The organism is Zetaproteobacteria bacterium (assembly GCA_003696765.1).
Lineage (GTDB): Bacteria > Pseudomonadota > Zetaproteobacteria > Mariprofundales > J009 > RFFX01.
Genome location: RFFX01000074.1, coordinates 20,314 through 37,670, shown reverse-complemented (window position 1 = coordinate 37,670; position 17,357 = coordinate 20,314). Strand labels below are relative to the sequence as shown.

General features: G+C 69.1%; 15 protein-coding genes and 2 pseudogenes. 3 read left to right on the top strand and 14 right to left on the bottom strand.

The features are described 5' to 3' along the window. Positions 1-14 precede the first annotated feature (14 nt). The 8 genes and pseudogenes from D6682_07130 to D6682_07095 form a co-directional block, all read right to left on the bottom strand. Positions 15-362: pseudogene (locus D6682_07130) on the bottom strand (hypothetical protein). Beyond that, a complete protein-coding gene (cysC, locus tag D6682_07125) occupies positions 299-913 on the bottom strand; it encodes an adenylyl-sulfate kinase (GenBank protein RMH50374.1) in 615 nt (204 codons plus the stop codon). The pseudogene D6682_07130 and the gene cysC overlap by 64 nt, the downstream one beginning before the upstream one ends. A gap of 99 nt (positions 914-1,012) precedes the next feature. Further along, complete coding sequence (locus tag D6682_07120; protein RMH50373.1) at positions 1,013-1,474, bottom strand: L,D-transpeptidase; 462 nt, start codon at positions 1,472-1,474, stop codon at positions 1,013-1,015. Further along, positions 1,471-2,169, bottom strand: a complete 699-nt coding sequence (locus D6682_07115) for a type 1 glutamine amidotransferase (GenBank protein RMH50372.1) — start codon at positions 2,167-2,169, stop codon at positions 1,471-1,473. The genes D6682_07120 and D6682_07115 overlap by 4 nt, the downstream gene beginning before the upstream one ends. Further along, complete coding sequence (locus D6682_07110) at positions 2,166-2,828, bottom strand: iron-containing redox enzyme family protein (GenBank protein RMH50371.1); 663 nt, start codon at positions 2,826-2,828, stop codon at positions 2,166-2,168. Before D6682_07110 ends, D6682_07115 begins: the two co-directional genes overlap by 4 nt. Positions 2,829-2,985: 157 nt before the next feature. Continuing rightward, positions 2,986-4,500 (bottom strand): long-chain acyl-CoA synthetase, encoded by a 1,515-nt coding sequence (locus tag D6682_07105; GenBank protein RMH50370.1) that lies wholly within the window; start codon positions 4,498-4,500, stop codon positions 2,986-2,988. A gap of 5 nt (positions 4,501-4,505) precedes the next feature. Beyond that, a complete protein-coding gene (locus D6682_07100; protein RMH50369.1) occupies positions 4,506-5,168 on the bottom strand; it encodes a hypothetical protein in 663 nt (220 codons plus the stop codon). 51 nt (positions 5,169-5,219) lie between these two features. Next, on the bottom strand, positions 5,220-5,825 hold the full coding sequence (locus tag D6682_07095) for a stringent starvation protein A (GenBank protein ID RMH50368.1): 606 nt from the start codon (positions 5,823-5,825) through the stop codon (positions 5,220-5,222). Between the two features lie 303 nt (positions 5,826-6,128). Here D6682_07095 and D6682_07090 point away from each other — a divergent pair, with 303 nt between their 5' ends. The 3 genes from D6682_07090 (at position 6,129) to D6682_07080 (ending at position 8,613) form a co-directional block, all read left to right on the top strand. Further along, positions 6,129-7,382, top strand: coding sequence for an argininosuccinate synthase (locus tag D6682_07090; GenBank protein ID RMH50388.1), 1,254 nt, complete (start codon positions 6,129-6,131; stop codon positions 7,380-7,382). Continuing rightward, entirely contained in the window at positions 7,376-7,969 is a 594-nt protein-coding gene (locus tag D6682_07085) for a hypothetical protein (GenBank protein ID RMH50367.1), read from the top strand. The genes D6682_07090 and D6682_07085 overlap by 7 nt, the downstream gene beginning before the upstream one ends. 83 nt (positions 7,970-8,052) lie before the next feature. Further along, positions 8,053-8,613 carry a DJ-1/PfpI family protein gene (locus D6682_07080; protein RMH50366.1) on the top strand — a complete coding sequence of 187 codons (561 nt, stop codon included), beginning with the start codon at positions 8,053-8,055 and terminating at the stop codon, positions 8,611-8,613. An 18-nt stretch (positions 8,614-8,631) separates the two neighbouring features. Here the strand turns inward: D6682_07080 and D6682_07075 are convergent, their stop codons facing one another. The 6 genes and pseudogenes from D6682_07075 to D6682_07050 all read right to left on the bottom strand — a co-directional run bounded on the left by D6682_07075 (position 8,632) and on the right by D6682_07050 (position 17,280). Continuing rightward, positions 8,632-10,155: an NCS2 family permease gene (locus D6682_07075; GenBank protein ID RMH50365.1), complete on the bottom strand. Its 1,524-nt coding sequence runs from the start codon at positions 10,153-10,155 to the stop codon at positions 8,632-8,634. A gap of 7 nt (positions 10,156-10,162) precedes the next feature. Continuing rightward, positions 10,163-11,056, bottom strand: coding sequence for a hypothetical protein (locus D6682_07070; GenBank protein ID RMH50364.1), 894 nt, complete (start codon positions 11,054-11,056; stop codon positions 10,163-10,165). Positions 11,057-11,090: 34 nt separating this feature from the next. After that, positions 11,091-11,999, bottom strand: a complete 909-nt coding sequence (locus D6682_07065) for a cation diffusion facilitator family transporter (protein ID RMH50387.1) — start codon at positions 11,997-11,999, stop codon at positions 11,091-11,093. A 17-nt stretch (positions 12,000-12,016) separates the two neighbouring features. Continuing rightward, positions 12,017-13,650: pseudogene (locus tag D6682_07060) on the bottom strand (peptide-binding protein). A gap of 52 nt (positions 13,651-13,702) precedes the next feature. Then, a complete protein-coding gene (locus tag D6682_07055) occupies positions 13,703-14,998 on the bottom strand; it encodes a LysM peptidoglycan-binding domain-containing protein (protein RMH50363.1) in 1,296 nt (431 codons plus the stop codon). Further along, on the bottom strand, positions 14,995-17,280 hold the full coding sequence (locus D6682_07050) for a GAF domain-containing protein (GenBank protein ID RMH50362.1): 2,286 nt from the start codon (positions 17,278-17,280) through the stop codon (positions 14,995-14,997). Before D6682_07050 ends, D6682_07055 begins: the two co-directional genes overlap by 4 nt. Between the last annotated feature and the right edge of the window lie 77 nt (positions 17,281-17,357).

The following is a 17,357-nucleotide window of genomic DNA, read 5'->3' as shown; positions in this document are numbered from 1 at the left end:
CCGCCTATGCCGTCGGGGCCGGCGTGCAGCGCCCAGGGGGCGCCGTCCCCGCGGTGCACGATGCCGGCGTGGGAGACCCGTTCCGTCGCCGCCGCCCGGGCCAACAGGGTGTGGAGCTCCCCGGCCGGACCGAAGAGGGCGTCGAGCCGCCGGCCGCGGAGCCTCTGGCGTGAGCAGCGAAGCTCCTCCTCCGCCCGTTCGTTGCAGTCACGGATGCGGCCGCATCCGTCGACCGAGAGGAGCGGCAGCGGGATCAGATCGGGGGCGAAGAGGCCCCCGTCCGTCGGCAGGGGGTGCGTCAGCCTTTCCCCGGAATCAGCGTGCGTTCCCTGCACAGGTAGGTGACGATCCGCTCCACCGATTCCTCCACGCTCATGGTTGCGGTGTCGATGACGAGCTCGGGCCGCTCCGGCGGCTCGTAGGGGGAGGAGATGCCGGTGAAGTCGCGGATCTCGCCGGCGCGGGCGCGGCGGTAGAGCCCTTTGATGTCGCGGGATTCGCACACCTCCAGCGGGCTGTCGCAGTAGATCTCGATGAAGTCGTCGCCGAGCAGCCGGCGCGCCTGCCGCCGGTCGCTGCGGAAAGGGGAGATGAAGGCGGAGAAGACCACCAGCCCGGCATCGACGAAGAGCCGTCCTACCTCGCTGATCCGGCGGATGTTCTCCCGCCGGGCCACCGCCGAGAAGCCGAGGTCGCCGCAGAGGCCGTGGCGGACGTTGTCGCCGTCGAGCACGTAGGTGTGCAGCCCCATCTCGTGCAACCGCCGTTCGGTGGCGTGGGCCAGCGTCGACTTGCCCGAGCCGGAGAGGCCGGTCAGCCAGAGCATCATCCCGCGATGGCCGTTGCGCGCCTCCCGGTCGGCGCGGGTCACCTCCGGCTGGTGCCAGACGACGTTGCTGCTGATCTTGTTCATGGTGTCAATCGCAAGAGGTCCATCCATGGACTTTTTGCCTGGTGGGGGCGATCGAGGAGCACGTCCGTCCATGACCGCGATGGGGCGTTGCGCCGGATGCTAGCGGCGGATGACCACCCGCTCCCCGAGCCGGCAACGGTCGAACAGCCGGATGATGTCGGCGTTGCGCATGCGGATGCAGCCGTGCGAGCAGGCGGTGCCGATCGCCGCCTCGTCGGCGGTGCCGTGAATGTAGATGAAGCGCGCCCGCGTATCGACCGCGCCGCGGCGGTTGACCCCGGTCTCTTCCCCCTCCAGCCAGAGGATGCGGCTGAGGATCCAGTCGGCGCGCGGGTCGTGGCGGGTCGGGTCGAAGATGCCGACCGGTCGCCGCCCCCGGAAGATGGTCCCCGCCGGCATGCCGGCGCCGATGCGGGCGTAGATGCGGTGGCGGCCGAGCGGGGTCTGCCCGCTGCCGCGCCGGTTGCCGGCACCGGCGGCGGCGGTGGAGACCGGATAGCGGTGGCGCACGCCGCACCAGTGGTGGATCAGCAGCTGACCGGAAAGGAGCACCTCGATCACAGCAGCGCCGCCCAGCCATCGACCAGCCGGCGGCAGAGGGCATGGGCGGCGGGGAGATACGTTGGGCTCTCGCGCCGGACGCGGGCGATCCCCTCCGCCCCCAGCCATGCGCGCTCGTTCTCCCCGTGGTCGATCCACGTCTCGATCAACGCCGCATCGATCTCGAGATGGAACTGCAGGCCGTACTGCCCCCGCCCCAGACGGAAGGCCTGCCGGGCCACCGCCTCGCCGCGGGCGAGCAGCACCGCCTGCTCCGGCAGGGTGAAGCTCTCGCCATGCCACTGGAACACCATCGTCTTCGGTTGCAGGTGCATGAAGAGGGGATCGTCGGCCGCCGCCTCGGCAGGGTTGAGCGGGTACCAGCCGAGCTCACGCTGCTCCGCCAGGATGATGGCGCCGCCGGCCGCCTTGGCGCTCAACTGCGCGCCGAGGCAGACGCCGAAGAGCGGCACACCCTGCGCGATGGCCTGCGTAAGCAGCGCCAGTTGCCCCCGGATGGCCGGGGTGTCGTCACGGGCCGATGCCGGACCGCCCATGATGACGATGCCGGCATAGTCGCCGCACGTCGCAGGCGGCGGCTGCCTGCTCAGCAGATGGGTGACACAGCGGAACCCCGCCGCCTGCAGCCGCTCATCGATCAGCGCCGCCGGCTCATGCGCAACCTGCTGCAGCAGCAGGATCGGGCGACGGCTCACCGGGCCAGAGGAATCAGCGGCAGGGCGCGGAAGATGTCGCCGTAGAGGCGGTAGAAGACGCGGCCGCAGTGGATCACCGCCGCCTGGTCCTGTCCATCATCGAGTCGGTTCATCAGCTTCTCGAAGAAGCCGACGTGGCCGACATCGAGCGCGCCGTGCGAGGTGAGGTAGGTGAAGGCGCCGTCCGGCAGGCCTGTGGCCGCCTGGATCGCCGCCGCCGCTTTGCTCGCCAGGGCGATGCTGGTCCCTTCGAGCACCAGCACCATGCCGAAGAAGCCGACCGGATTGCGTCGGGCGATGGTGTCGTAGGCGTAGGCGACCATCACCTCGGTCTCGATCAGCGGCGGGGCGGTGCGCGCCGCCTCGCGGTCGCCGCCGGCCGCCTCGATGTCGTTGAGGATCCACTCCTCGTGGCCTGTCTCCTCCTCGATGTACTCCCCGATCGCCCTCCGCAGCCACTCCAGCCGCTCCGGCAGGCGACCGCCGCAGCTCATCAGCAGCGGCACGGTGTGTTTGACATGGTGGTAGGCCTGACCGAGAAAGGCGCGGTAGCTCTCCAGCCCCAGTTCCCCGGCCGCTCCGCGAACGATGAAGGGGATGGCCAGCAGCTCGTTGCGTGCATCCTCGGTCTCGGCGAGCAGTCGTTGGTAGAACGTCATGAGTGATCGAATCGCAAAAAGTCCCTCCGTGGACGTTTTGCTCGACGGCGATCGAAGAGCGCGCTCGTCGATCGCCTTGCAAATCCGTCGGTTGCAAGAGCAACCTCCGGATTTGCGCGACCCTCCATGGTCGCGATGATGCTTTCTTGCGAAACCATCATGGGTGGTGTGCCCCCTGGCGAAAGCATGCGTCAAGTGCCTCGCGATAGCGGTGGCCGATCTGGTCGCGCAGCGGCGCCCCCGTCGGCGAGGCCAGTCCGTTGGCCGGGGTGAAGGGGGCATCGGCCAGCACAAAGGTATGCACCCGGGCGTAGTCGGGCAAGCGGCTGTTGGCCCGCGCCACCGCCGCCTCCACCCCGGCCGGATCGCGGGGGACGATCACCGCCACGTTGCACGGCTGCCCCTCGCCGAACAGCGCCGCCTGGGCGATGGCCGGCTCGATGGTCAGCTCCCGCTCGACCCACTCCGGGGCGATGTTGCGGCCGAAGGCGGTGATGTAGATCTGCTTCTTGCGCCCGTGCAGGTGGAGGAATCCTTCGTCGTCCAGGCTGGCCAGATCGCCGGTGGGCCAGAAGCCATCGGCATCGCACGAGGCGCCGTCCTGCTGCAGATAGCCCTCCATCAGCGCGCCGGCCACCCACAACTCGCCGTCGTCGGCGATACGCAGCCGCACATGGGCCAGCGGCCGGCCGACGCTGCCGATCCGGTTGGCGGCGGGGGTGTTGACCGCCACCACGCTGGCCGCCTCGGAGAGGCCGTAGCCCTCGTAGACCGGCAGGCCGAGGGCAGCGGCGCGTTCGAGCAGCGTTGGTGAGACCGGCGCGCCGCCGACGGCGGCGAAGCGCAGCCGGGTCGGCCGCATTCCTGCCTCGGTGCAGCCGACCAGCCCGAGCAGCATCTGCGGCACCATGATGCAGCTGGTCGCCGCAAAGCGGATCAGCGCCTCGCCCATCCGCCGCGCATCCAGCCCGGAGCTCCCCTCCATGCCGACGGCGGCGGCTCCCGGTTGGATCACGGTGGCACCGGCGAGAAGCGGCACATAGATGCCGCCGATGTTCTCCAGCAGGGTGGCATAGGGGAGCAGCGCCAGGTGGCGGTCGGCCGGTGAGGCGGCACTGGCCTGCACCAGCGATCGGGCGACGGTGAGGATGGCCCGGTTGCGCAGGCAGACACCCTTGGGGGTGCCGGTGGAGCCGGAGGTGAAGGTGATCTTGTCGAAGTGGCGGGCGCTGCGCCGCGCCGGGGCACTGAGCCGAAAGGCGACCAGGGGGGCGCACAGGCCATCACGATGCGCCGCCTCCTCATAGGGCAGCTGTGCAGCATCGAGCAGCGCGCGCAGCCCCTCGGGCCGGTCGGTGACCACACACTCCACCGCCGCGCTGGTCAGCAGGTGGTGCACCTGCCCGGCGCTGAAGAAGGGAGGGATGGGGACGACGGCCATCCCCTGCTCGATCAGCGCCAGGTCGAGCAGGGTGCAGTCGGGGGTGGTGTCGCACAGCAGCGCCACGCAGCGGGCCGCCCCCCACAGCGGACGCAGCGCGCGGGCGCGGGCCATCAGCTCGCCGTAGCGGACCACGCAGCGCCCGCCGGTGCGATCGATTCCCTCCAGCGCCGGATGGTCGGGCCGGCTGCGGCGCCACGCCTCGATCCGTTGCAGCAGCGGATCGGCCATGGGCGTCACACCAGCGCCATATCGCGCCGACGCCACCAGCGGCCGATGTGGTAGCCGACCAGCAGCGAGCTGCGCAGCTCGCCACTCAACGGCGTCTGGAGCGAATCGAGCGTGCGGAAGCCGTCGCGGATCCGGCCGCAGAGCACCTTGGGGCTGTTCTCGTAGTAGCGGCCCCACGCCCGCCGCTCCTCCGGCGGCAGGCGCTCCGGATCGGCCGTGGCCAGCGTGATCGGCTCCATCCCCAGCCGGGAGAAGGCGTTGGCCAGCCGGCTGACGGCGGTGAAGACCACCCAGTGGAAGCCGTAGCCGGTAAGAAAGCCGGTCAGGGCGACGATAGCGTGGCGACCGCCGCCGGGATCGTTCTCGGCCAGGTTGCCGATCTCGACGATCGTGCGGCGCTCCACCTGCTCGCCGTAGGCGGCGCCGATCGCCTCCTCCACCGGTCGATCGAGGTAGTACTCGACGAAGAGTCGCTGCCGCCCCTGGTCGGTCTGTGCCGGCCGCAGCCCGGCCACCGCGTGGAGCGCGCCGCTGCCATCCTCACGGATACGCAGCAGGCAGGGCATGAAGCTGTGGACGTCGGCCTGGTAGCACTCGGCGAAGCGCCGGTGGATGAACGCCTCGACCGCGCCTCGGGCGTGGTGGTCGCGCGGGATGATGTCGATCACGTCCGTATGGTGTCGGGCGGTCCGGGAAACAGGCGCGGACGGCTGCCGGCGTCAGAACTTCTGACGCAGCATCTCCTCGTAGTCGGAGAGCGACTGATCGAAGGCCGGTCGATCGAAGAGGCGGTCCATGTAGCGGCAGAGGTGGGGCCACTGGCTCATGTCCAGGGTGTGGGCGGTGGTGCGCAGCCGGTAGAGCGCCGGCGCCAGGGTGATGTCGGCCAGGGTGTACTGGTCGGCGACGAACCAGGTGGCGCGGGCGAAGTGCTGGTCGAGCGTCTTGAGGTAGGCGCGGATCTTCTTCATCGGCTCCGACTTCTTCTTCACCCGCTCCCAGTTGAAGTAGAGCGGGTAGATCTCCTGCTCGATATGGAGCACCGCCAGCCGCATCTTGGCCCGCGCGGCGGGCGACCCCGGCTTGAGCGGCGGATGGGGATAACGCTCGTCGAGGTATTCGTTGATGATCGTCGGCTCGAAGAAGACGTCGTCGCGATCGACCACCGTCGGCAGCTTGCCGTAGGGGTTCAGCTTGAGGAACTCCTCCGGCAGGTTGTCCGGATCGTCCAGCTCGATGGTGGTGACCGGCAGCTCCTTCTCCGCCAGCACCAGACGGGTTTTGTGCGAATCCGCGCAGCGGGGGTTGGAGTAGAGGGTGATCAAGGCGTCGCTGCCTCCGGAAGGATCGATGGATCGGACGGGGCCGGTCCGCAAAAGGGGGCGCATTGTAGCGTTTATGGCGGAAAAATCAACGGCGGGGCCGGATGGTTGGATGCGGCGCGGAGATGGCCTATGGTGCGCCCCCCGGTTTGTGGTGCCGCTTGCGCAGGAAGTCGGCGTTGCGGCCGCAACGGAGGAACCCGATCCTGACCCGCGGTGGACGGGGCGCGCGTGAGCGATCGCCCTATCGGGGTGGCGGGCCGGCGCGCCGCCGACGACGGGTGGGGCGGCAGGGGGAAGCATGCCGTGACGCAACAGCGCATACGCAAGGTGGTCCTCGCCTACTCCGGCGGGCTGGATACCTCGATCATCCTCAAGTGGCTGCAGGAGCACTACCGGTGCGAGGTGGTCACCTTCACCGCCGACATCGGACAGGGGGAGGAGGTGGAGGAGGCGCGGGCCAAGGCGGTGGCCTGCAACGCCAGTGCCGTCTACATCGAGGATCTGACCGAGGAGTTCGCCCGCGACTACATCTTCCCCATGTTTCGCGCCAACGCCGTCTACGAGGGCGAATACCTGCTCGGTACCTCGATCGCCCGGCCGTTGATCGCCCGGCGGATGGTCGAGATCGCCCGGATCGAGGGGGCCGACGCCGTGGCCCACGGTGCGACCGGCAAGGGGAACGATCAGGTCCGCTTCGAACTCGGCTTCTACGCTTGCCAGCCCGACATCCGGGTGATCGCCCCCTGGCGCGAGTGGGATCTGCGCTCACGCGAGCAGATGATCGAGTTCGCCGCCAGGCACGACATCCCCATCGAGCGCAAGCGGGAGGGGAGTAGATCCCCCTATTCGATGGATGCCAACCTGCTGCACATCTCCTACGAGGGCTACGATCTGGAAGATCCGTGGAATCCGCCGCCGGAGTCGATGTGGCGCTGGACCTGTGCGCCGGAGGATGCGCCCGACGAGCCGGAGTTCGTCGAGCTTGAGTACCGGCGCGGAGATATCGTGGCGGTCAACGGCGAGGCCATGGCCCCGGCGGAGGTGGTGCGTACGCTCAATCGCCTGGGGAGCAGGCACGGCATCGGCCGCATCGACATCGTCGAGAACCGCTTCGTCGGCATGAAGTCACGCGGCTGTTACGAAACCCCGGGGGGAACCATCATGCTCAAGGCCCACCGGGCGATCGAGTCGATCACCCTCGATCGGGAGGCGGCGCATCTCAAGGACGAGCTGATGCCGCGCTACGCCAAGCTGATCTACAACGGCTACTGGTTCTCCCCCGAGCGGCAGATGCTGCAGCGGTTGATTGATGCATCGCAGGAGGGGGTGCAGGGTTGCGTCCGGCTCAAGCTCTACAAGGGCAACGTGATGGTGGTCGGCCGCCGCTCCGACCGCTCGCTGTTTGATGAGCGGCTCTGCACCTTCGGGGACGACCGCGGCGCCTACGACCAACGCGATGCCGGGGGGTTCATCAAGCTCAACGCCTTGCGGCTGCGACTGGCCGGGATTTCCGGTCGGGGAGATGGCGGGGCGCGGCTGCGGGGGGATGGATGTTGAAGGCACTCGGATACAACACCTTCACCAAGGTGCTGCACCTGGCGCTGGTGCTGGTGGTGATCCTCCAGCTGGCCCTGGCGGCGAACATGGAGCATCCGGAGCCGGGCACCCATCCTTCGGCGTGGAGGCTGGAGCTGTTCGAGTGGCATGAGGCGGTCGGGCTGCTGCTGTTGCTGTTGGTGGTGGTCCACCTGGTCCACACCCTGCGCGACGCCGGGGACGAGAGTGCGTGGCACATCCTCTTCCCCTGGCTGCGGCAGGAGGGGCGTGACCAGCTGATCGAGGAGCTGAAGATGGTGCCGGGTTGGCTGCGCCACGGGCCGCCGCCGCAGGATGTGGGGATCGCGCTGCCCGGAACGGTCCATGGCGCGGGGCTGTTGCTGCTGCTGGCCATGGGGCTGAGCGGGCTGATCATCTTCTTCGGCATGGGCGAGGATGGATCGCACCCGGAGTGGGTCCATGCGGTGATGGAGATCCACGCCGATGCGCTCGGCACGCTGCTGTGGATCTTCCTCATCGGCCATGCGGGTATGGCCTTCTGGCACGAATGGTTGGGCCACAAGTCGAAGAACCGGATCTTCTGGTAGCATGATCCCGACGCGAGCCGATCGCGTCGAAGGGGGCGCGTCCGGACGCGCCCGACGAAGGCCTTCTGAGGAGGTGTCTGTCCATGTCCCATCGTGTTCTGGTGCCCTTCACCGAGGGGTTTGAAGAGATCGAATGCCTGAGCGTGGTCGACGTGTTGCGCCGCGCCGGGGTGTCGGTGACGCTGGCCAGCCTCGACGGACGGTCGGTGACCGGCCGCTCGCAGGTGACGGTCGAAGCCGACGCCGCGCTCGACGACCTGCTGGAGGAGGAGTGGTCGATGGTGGTGCTGCCCGGCGGGCTGCCCAACGCCTTCATTCTGCGTGACGATGCACGGGTGCGCGACCTGGTTCGGCGGACCAGCGCGGCCGGGCGTGAAGTCGCGGCGATCTGTGCCGCGCCGCTGGCCCTGGCCGCCTACGGCGTGGTCGGCGACAGGCGGGTCACCTCCTACCCCGGCACCGGCGATGCTTTGCGCGAAGCGGCGCCCGATGCGGTCTACTGCGACGATGCGGTGGTCGAGGATCGCCATCTGATCACCAGCCGCGGGCCGGGTACGGCGCTGGCCTTCGCCTTGCGGCTGGTGGCGCGGTTGTGCGGCGAGGAGAAGGCGCGGGAGGTGCGCGAGGAGCTGGTCGCCGGCTGAGCATCCGGCGGGGCGGCTTTAGCGCTGCTCCCTTCCCCCGAGCAGGCAGAGCGACGCGATCAGGGCGTAGCCGGCGGCGAATGAGGCGCCGGCGGGCGTGACGCCCCAGGCCTGCACCACGGCGTCGCCGACGAGGCGGAAGCCGTGGATCAGGCCGGTCAGACTCATCGCCGCGCCCACCCCCATCCAGAGCGCCGCCTGCCGCCGGCGCCCCTCGATCAACGCGACGGTGAAGGCGGCCCAGATCATCGAGGTGAAGATGAAGCCCCGCTCCAGCGCCAGCATGCCGGCCACCGGCAGCTGCCGCTGCAACGCCTCCAGCCCGACGGCGCCGATGGTGGCCCCCGCCGCGTGGAGGCCTGCCGTGACCATCATCCAGCCCCAGGCGGCGAAGGCGGGGATCAGCCCCACCACCACCGCCGGAGCGTGGTGGGGCGGGGTCTGGCGGAAGGCCTGCGCGGCGATGATCACCCCGATCCACAGCAGCAGCGCCGCGCCCGCCTCCACCGGCACCAGCGCCGCCACCGCGCCGATGGTGCCGCTGAGCACCAGCAGCGACACCACCACGCCGTTGGCCACCGAGTAGCCGCAGCCTGCGCCCATCTCCTTCCACGCCGGGTGGCCGATGTAGATGGTGGTGGGAAAGCAGCTGCCGAAACAGGCGGCGGTGATGGTGCCCAGGCCGTTGGCCAGCAGCGAGGGACGCACCGGGTAGCGGTCACCCGCCGCCTCGGCGCTCTCCAGATTCTGCAGCGAGCCGGCGAGGTTGAACAGCCCCATCGGCACGATCACCGCCAGGAAGCCGGCGATGCGCGGGTCGACCACGCCGTCGATCAACGCGGAGATGGCCGGCAGCGGTGGATGCCAGCCGGCGGCGAGCGCCACGGCGTGGGCATCCATCCGTCCCATCAGCCAGGCGAGCAGCGTGCCGCAGACCACGGCGGCCAGCCCACCGGGGATGCCCAGCCAGAGCCGCCTGCGGCCGATGTAGGCCATGAACAGCAGACCGAGCGGCGCCAGCCCGACCAGCGGATCGGCGAAGATGCGGAAGGCGAAGTCCATCGAGATGAAGGAGAGGGCGATGCCGGCCAGGGTGGCGAGCAGCGCCGCACGCGGCGTGTGCGCCTTGATCCATCCGGCGACGAAGGCGCCGGCGCACTCGATCAGGCCGGAGCCGAGGCAGGCGGCCAGCCCCATCCGCCAGGCCAGCTCCGCATCGCCGGTGGCCCGCTCCACCGGCAGCATGACGAAGAGGACGAAGGCGAAGAGTGAGGGGGTGTTGATGCCGTAGGGAAGCGCGGTCGCCGGCTGGCCGCGGGAGCGGCGCAACCGGTCGGCCTGCCAGGCGTAGAAGGCGTTGCCGATCAGCAGACTGAGCGCCACCCCCGGCAGAATGCGGTCGAAGAGCAGCTCGTCGGGGATCTTGAGTAGCCCGCCGCAGAGGCTGGTGATGAGCAGCAGCTGGATCAGGTTGTCGACGAACAGCCCGAAGAAGCCGTCGAGGTCGCCCCGCCGCCACCAGCGCCCGCCCTGCGTGCCCATGGCGCGGTTACTCTCCGTCGACCCGCTCCACCAGCAGCCGGATGTGCAGCGCGCCGTTTCCACTGGTGTCGGATGCCCCGAGCAGGGTGCGGCCGAAGCGCTGCGACTCGCCCCGGGCTGCGACCAGCTCCACCGGCCGGCCCGGTGTCACCCGCAGATGGGTGGCGGCATGGAGGATGCGCACCGGCTTGGGCATCTCCATCTGCGGGGCGGCGTTGAGCCGCAACGGCGCGCTGCCGACCGAGGGGGAGGCGGCGGGTGCGGTGGCGGTGCCCAGCCCGATGAGCAGCTCTGGTTTTGCGTCGGCAGGCAGCGAGGGTTGGCTGCGCGCCAGCCACGGCTGCAGCGCCACCTCCACCTGGTTGTCGCCGCCCGGCTGCAGCCGGACGAAGAAGCCGGAGGTGAGCGCCACCAGATCCACGCTCTCCCGCCGCAGCAGGCCGTAGCCGGCCAGCCACCGGCGGATGCGACGGCGGAAGGGTTGCACTTCACCGGTGGTCACCATGCCCTCCCGGCCGGCGAGCAGCAGCAGCGACCATTGCCGTGTGCCGCTGTAGTCGATCGCTTCCGACTGGCCTTCCAGCCGCAGCCAGCCGCCTGGCAGACGGGCGGCGGCCTGCAGTGCTTCGTCGTCCGACTCCATCGCCTCGATGATCTCGACGGTGACCCGATACTGATTCGGCGGGCGGTCGTACTGCGCAAGCAGCGCCCGCGCCCGTTTGCGGTGGTCGGCGTCGTCCCGCACCACCAGCAGATGGAGTGATTCGAGCGCTACCACGCTGCCGGTGGGGGAGAGCGCGCTCTTGACCAGGGCGCGTGCCTCGCCCATCGGCAGGTAGCGCACCGGCCAGCGCTCCGCCTCGGCGGCGTGCACCACCGCCGGCAGCAGCAACAGCCACAACCACCATGCGATCCATCGTGCTCCCTGGAAAGAGTCACTCATCGCCCGCGCCCCCGGTTCGTGGGTGGATCTGCCGCTGCAGCAGGGTCGGCTGCTCCATCAGGCTGGCCGGATCCTCGTGGATCAGGATCTCCGCCTGCGGGAACAGCGCGCGCAGCCGCGCCTCCACATCGTCGGAGATGGCATGCGCCTCGAACAGAGTTAGATGATCGTCCAGCTCGAGATGGAGTTGAATGAAGGTAATGAGCCCGGCGGTGCGGGTGCGCAGGTCGTGCATGCCGCGCACCTCGGGATGTTCGCGCACCACCTTCTTGATCATCGCCCGCTCCTGCTCGGAGAGCTCGTGGTCCATCAGCTCGCGCAGCGCGCGGCCGATGATCTCGCGCACGCTGTTGAGCAGGAAGCCGACGATGATCAGCGCGGCCAGTGCGTCCGCCCCCGGCCAGAGCCAGGCACTGCACAAAAGCGAGACGAGCACGCTGGCGTTGATCAGCAGATCGGTGCGGTAGTGGAGCGAGTCGGCGCGAATGGCGGTGGAGCCGGTCTTGCGCACCACCATCGACTGGTAGGCGACCAGTGCCAGCGTGATGACGATGGAGAAGAGCATCACCGCGATGCCCACCTCGGCCATCGCCACCGGCTGCGGCGCCCAGAGCCGGCGCAGTGCCTCCAGTGCGAGGAAGAGGGCGGAGCCGGCGATGAACATCGCCTGCCCCAGGCCGGAAAGCGCCTCCGCCTTGCCATGGCCGAAGCGGTGTTCGCGATCGGCCGGGGAGAGGGCGTGGCGCACGGCCAGCAGGTTGAGCAGCGAGGCGAGCGCATCGAGGCAGGAGTCGATCAGCGTGGCCAGCATGCTGACCGAGTCGGTGTAGAGCCAGGCAACCGCCTTGCACAGGATGAGCAGGCCGGCCACCGTCGCCGAGGCGTAGGTGGCCCGTTTCATCAGCTGCGCCTTGCCGGTCACGGCGTGATCGCCACGCGGTACTTCTGCACCGCCGCCGGCACGAACCAGTGCTCGCTGTTGTAGCCGATCCCCGCCGGCGCGGGGGCGATGCCGCGGATGCGGCGGTGGATGGCGGGGGTCGACTCCGGCGCGTAGAGGAAGACCACCGGCACATCGCGGTAGAGCTCCTGCTGCACCCGGTCGTAGTACGCCTTGCGCGTCGCCCGGTCGAAGGTGCGGGTGGCCGCGACCAGCGCCGCATCGACCGCCTCGTTGTGGTAGGAGAGGAAGTTGAACTGCCTCGGCCCGGTCTGCGAGGAGTGCCACAGGCTGTACTGGTCGGGCTCGGGCGAGAGCGACCAGCCGAGGATCAGCGCATCGAAGCGGCGGGTGTTGACGAAGTGCTCGATGAAGGCCGACCACTCGACCAGCCGAACCTGGACCGCGATCCCCACCGCGCGCAGCCGCTGCTGGATGATGGTGGCGGCGGCGGCGCGCTGGCGGTTGCCGTTGTTGGTCAGGATGGTGAAGCGCAGCGGCCGGCCGTCGCGTTCGACGATGCCGTCGCCGTCGCGGTCACGCCAGCCGGCCTCGGCCAGCAGCCGCCGCGCCCGCGCCGGATCGAACGGGCGCGGCTTCAGCCGCCGGTCGACCCAGTAGGTGTCCGGCTTGTACGGGGTGGCGATCACCCGCCCAAGCCCCATCAGCACGCCGTCGACCAGCTCCTGGCGGTCGATGGCGTAGGCGATCGCCCGCCGCACGCGCACATCGGCGAAGAGCGGCCGTTTGAGGTTGAAGCCGAGGTAGGTGTAGCCGAAGCCGAGGTAGCGGTAGCGGACGTAGTTGGCCACCAGCCGCGGATCGGCGGGGAAGAGGCGGCGGTACTGGATCGGGGTCAGCCCCATCTCGTCGATGTGGCCGGCGCTCAGCTCGAGGAACTGGGTCGCCGGGTCGGGGATCACCCGCAGCACTCGCTCGGCGATCCAGACCGTGCCGTCGAAGTAGTCGGGGTTGCGCGTCAGGGTGATCGACTGCTGCGCCTGCCACGACTTCAGCCGGTATGGGCCGAGCGTCGCCTTGGGATGGCGGGCCAGATCGGTGTGCATGATGTCCACACCCCGGAAGATGTGGGCCGGCAGGATGGCCAGCTGCGCCCAGGAGCTGAGCGCCGGCGCGTAGGGCTGCCGGTAGTGGACGACGAAGGTGTAGGGGTCGGGGGCCTCGGCATCGGTCGCCCGGGCGTAGTCCGACTTGTAGGGGCTCTGGGTGTGCGGATCCTGGATCAGGTGGAGGGTGAAGAGGCAGTCGGCGCTGGTGAAGGCTTGCCGTCGCTCCAGCGGATCCCCCGCCGCAGGCGGAAGGTGATGGTGCGGTTGTCCGCCGACACCCGCCAGGAGGCGGCGAGCTGCCCGGTCAGGTTGAGCTCCTTGTCGTACTTGAGCAGGGAGAGGTAGAGCTGGTCGGCCACCTCGTGGCTGGAGGCGTCGCCGGCGATCATCGGGATCAGGTTGGTGGCGTCACCGATGGTGGCGGAGACCAGCCGGTCGCCGATCGCCGGCGGCCCGTCGATGAGAGGAGGCGCCGCCTGCTGCGGCTGGGGCGCCGATGTGCCGCCGGAGCAGCCGGAGAGCAGCCACAACACCGCCACCATCCGGCACAGCCGCCCCCCCCGCCCCCCCCGCCCGAGGGAGGGGGCCGCCGTATCAGGTGCGGCCGACACGGTGGCGCGCCTTGATCCAGAGCCAGTCGCCGGGGCGGATGGTCCAGTCGCGCGACAGCCGGTTGATACGCCGGATGGCGCGCACCGAGGTGCCGTAGCGCCGGGCGATGCGCCACAGCGTATCCCCCTTGCGCACCCGGTAGTGGATCCGGTGGCGTCCGTTGAGCAGCGGGTTGTGCCGCGCCACCGCGTTGCGGTAGTCGTGCGCCGGCACCACCAGGGTCCGGCCGGCGTGGAGCCAGCGGCCGAGGCGGGGGTTGAGCCGGCGCAGTCGGGCGACGGTGGTGCCGTAGCGGCGGGCGATGCTCCAGAGGGTGTCGCCGGGCTGGATGCGCACCGCCACCATCTTCGGACGGAAGCGGCGGCTTGCCGCCATCGCCCGCCGGGCGCAGGTCAGCGGCAGGCAGAGCCGCACCGGCCGGGCGTAGTAGTTGCAGTAGTCGAGCCCGGGGTTCATCTCGAAGATGTAGCGCTGCTCCACCCCGATCCAGCGGGCCAGCTGGCCGATGTCGACCGGCGGAGCCAGCTCCACCTCGGAGGTCACCTCGGGGTCGGGAAAGCGCAGCTGGCCGTCGCGCCACAGGCTGACCAGCCCCAGGACCAGGCGCACGTAGTTGCGGGTCGCCCGCGGTACCGGCAGAGTGTCGATCCCCTGATCCGGCCGCCACGCCCGATGCTTGAGCCGCCGGGCCAGGCCGTAGGGGCCCATGTGGTAGCCGGCGATGGCCAGCGGCCAGGAGCCGAAGGTGTCGTGCATCGTCAGCAGATAGCGCACCGCCGTCTCGCTGCTGGTCACCACCGAACGGCGGCCGTTGACGCCGCCTCGGGAATCGGCACCCCACTCGCGTGCCGTCGCCGGCATCAACTGCCACAGCCCGGTGGCGCCGGCGTGCGACAGGGCGTAGGGGTTGTAGCCCGACTCGACCACCGGGATCAACTGCAGCGCCTCCGGCGCCCAGTGGCGCCGCAGGATGCGGAGGATGCGGTAGCGGTAGAGGCGCGAGCGCTCGGCGATGCGGCGCCACCGCTTCGGCCCGTAGAGCCGTCGGGCCTCGGCGCGCATGGCGCGGACCTCCTCCTCCGGCAGTCCGGCGAGCAGGTCGGTCTCGTTGACCGCGCCGTAGTCGTACGGCGCCCCCCGGGCGGCGGCCGCGCCCGGGCAATACAACGCCAGACAGATGAGACAGAGCAACCCGACGGCGCCAACGCCTCGCGCAGTCGCCATGCCGGTTGTGCGACCGTCCTGGTCGCGAATGATGGTTTCTTGCGCAACCATCATTTCGACTGCATCACCCAGACGCCGTCCCAATCCTCCGGCGGCGGTTGTTCCTTCATCCTGCAGCAGCGGTCGATGTAGATCTGCGACAACCGGTCCGACGGATTGAGCGAGAGCGCCTTGCGGAAGTGCGCCGTCGCCTTGTCCCAGTTGCGCGCCAGGTAGTGTTTGCGCCCCTCGCGGAAGTAGTTGACCACCTCCATCAGGTTGGGGAAGCTCTCGTCGGTGTGGTAATCGAGCACCTCGTAGATGGTCACCGGCTCGCTCTTGCCCTTGACGATCACCGAGTCGACGTCGCGCATGCGGTAGGTCCCGTGCAGCTTCGCGTAGGTGTGGCTGCTGATCAGGATGCGTGCGGCGTACTGCTTGCAGGCGCTCTCCAGCCGCGCGGCGAGGTTGACGCCGTCGCCGATCAGGGTGTAGTCCATCCGCTTGGGCGATCCGATGTTGCCGCAGACCACCGCATCGGTGTTCAGCCCGATGCCGATGTGGATTGGAATCTTCCCTTGCTTTTCGCGCTCGGTGTTCCACTGCTCCAGTTGCCGGATCATCTTGATCGCCGTGCGCACGGCCCGGTCCTCGTCGTCGTCGTGGGCCACCGGCAGGCCGAAGGCGGCCATCAGTGCGTCGCCGATGAACTTGTCGAGCATCCCCTCCTCCGACTGCAGGATGTCGACCATGATGGTGAAGTACTCGTTGAGCAGCGCCACCGTCCCCTGCGGGCCGAGCTGTTCGGAGATGGTGGTGAAGCTGCGGATGTCGGAGAAGAGCACCGTCGCCACCCGGCTGGCGCCGCCCATGATGTCCTCGCCGCCGGCCAGCATCTGATCGGCGATGCCGGGATCCATGTAGCGGGCCATCGTGGCCCGCACCCGCTTCTCGCCGCTGATGTCCTCGATCACCACCATGGTGCCGAGGTCGTGTTCGTCGTTGTCGGGCGAGATCATGTTGAGGATGGTCATGTTGACCGAGATCTCCTCGCCGCCGAAGTGGATCTCGTGATCCATGGCCAGCTCCTGCTCGCGCGTCTGCATCACCCGTTCGATCCGTTCGGCCACCCAGCGGTTGCCGCCACAGAAGAACTCCCGGAACGGGCGCCCGATCAGCTCCGCCTCCTCCGTTCTGAGGATGCGCAGCGCCGCGCGGTTGGCGGTGACCACCGTACCCTCGGCGTCGATGGTCAGCACCCCGTTGGACATCGAGGCGAGGATGCTCTCGTTGTAGTTCTTGATCCGCTGGATGTTGCTGAACATGCTGGCGTTTTCCAGCCCGATGGCGATCTGCGCGGTGAAGGCGCGCAGCCGTGACTCGTCCTCGTCGGTGAAGGGGCCGCCCCGCTTGTTGAGCACCTGGGTGACGCCGATGATCTTCCCCTGCTTGTTGGTCACCGGCACGCAGAGGATCGATCGGGTGAAGAAGCCGGTCTGGCGGTCGAAGGCGGGGTTGAAGCGCAGGTCGGCGTAGGCGTAGGGGATGTTGACGCTCTCGCCGGTGGTGAAGACCGCACCGGCGATGCCCAGATGGTTGGGGAAGCGGATCTCGGTCTTGTGCTCGCCCTCGCCCACCTCGCTCCAGAGCTCACCGGTCTGCTCGTCGTTCATGAAGAGGGTGGAGCGCTCGGCGTTGAGCATGCGCCGCGCCTCGCTCATCACCTTCTGCAGCAGCACGCCGATGTCGATCTCGCTGGTCAGCTTGCTCACCAGGTCGAGGAACTCCATCTCCTGACGGCGGGTCTCCTCCATCCGCTCGACGAACTGGGAGTTCTTCAGCGCCAGCGCCGCCTGCGCGGTCATCAGCTCGAGATACTCCTTGTCCTCTTCGGTGAACTTGCCGTCGATCTTGTTGAGCGCCTGGGCCACGCCGAGCACCTCGCCACTGCCGTCGCGCACCGGCACGCAGAGGATCGAGCGGGTCTCGAAGTTGGTCTGCTGGTCGACCTCGGGGTTGAAGTACTCGTTGTCGTAGGCGTCGTCGACGATCATCGCCTCGTTGGTCTGGAAGACGTGGCCGGCCACTCCGCTGGTGTCGAGGATGCGGATCTCCCGCCGGTAGTTGCCCTGCGCCACGCGCGAGTAGAGCTCGCCGGTGCGGTCGTCGTGGACGAAGAGCGAGGAGCGCTCGGCACCGATCTCTTCGTTGGTGATCTGCAGCAGCGTCTCCAGGATGTCGTCGAGCGACTCCTTGGCCGAGAGCAGCGAGGAGATCTTCAGCAGCACCTCGAGCTGGCGCAGCCGCTCCTTCTGGCTCCGCCGCCGTTTCCTCCGCTTCGTCGATGGCGCCGTCATGGTCGATTCGCCCTCGATTCGCCCGCTCGTGGAGGCCGTCTGCCTCCCGCGCTTCCTTCCGAGCGCATCGCACCACC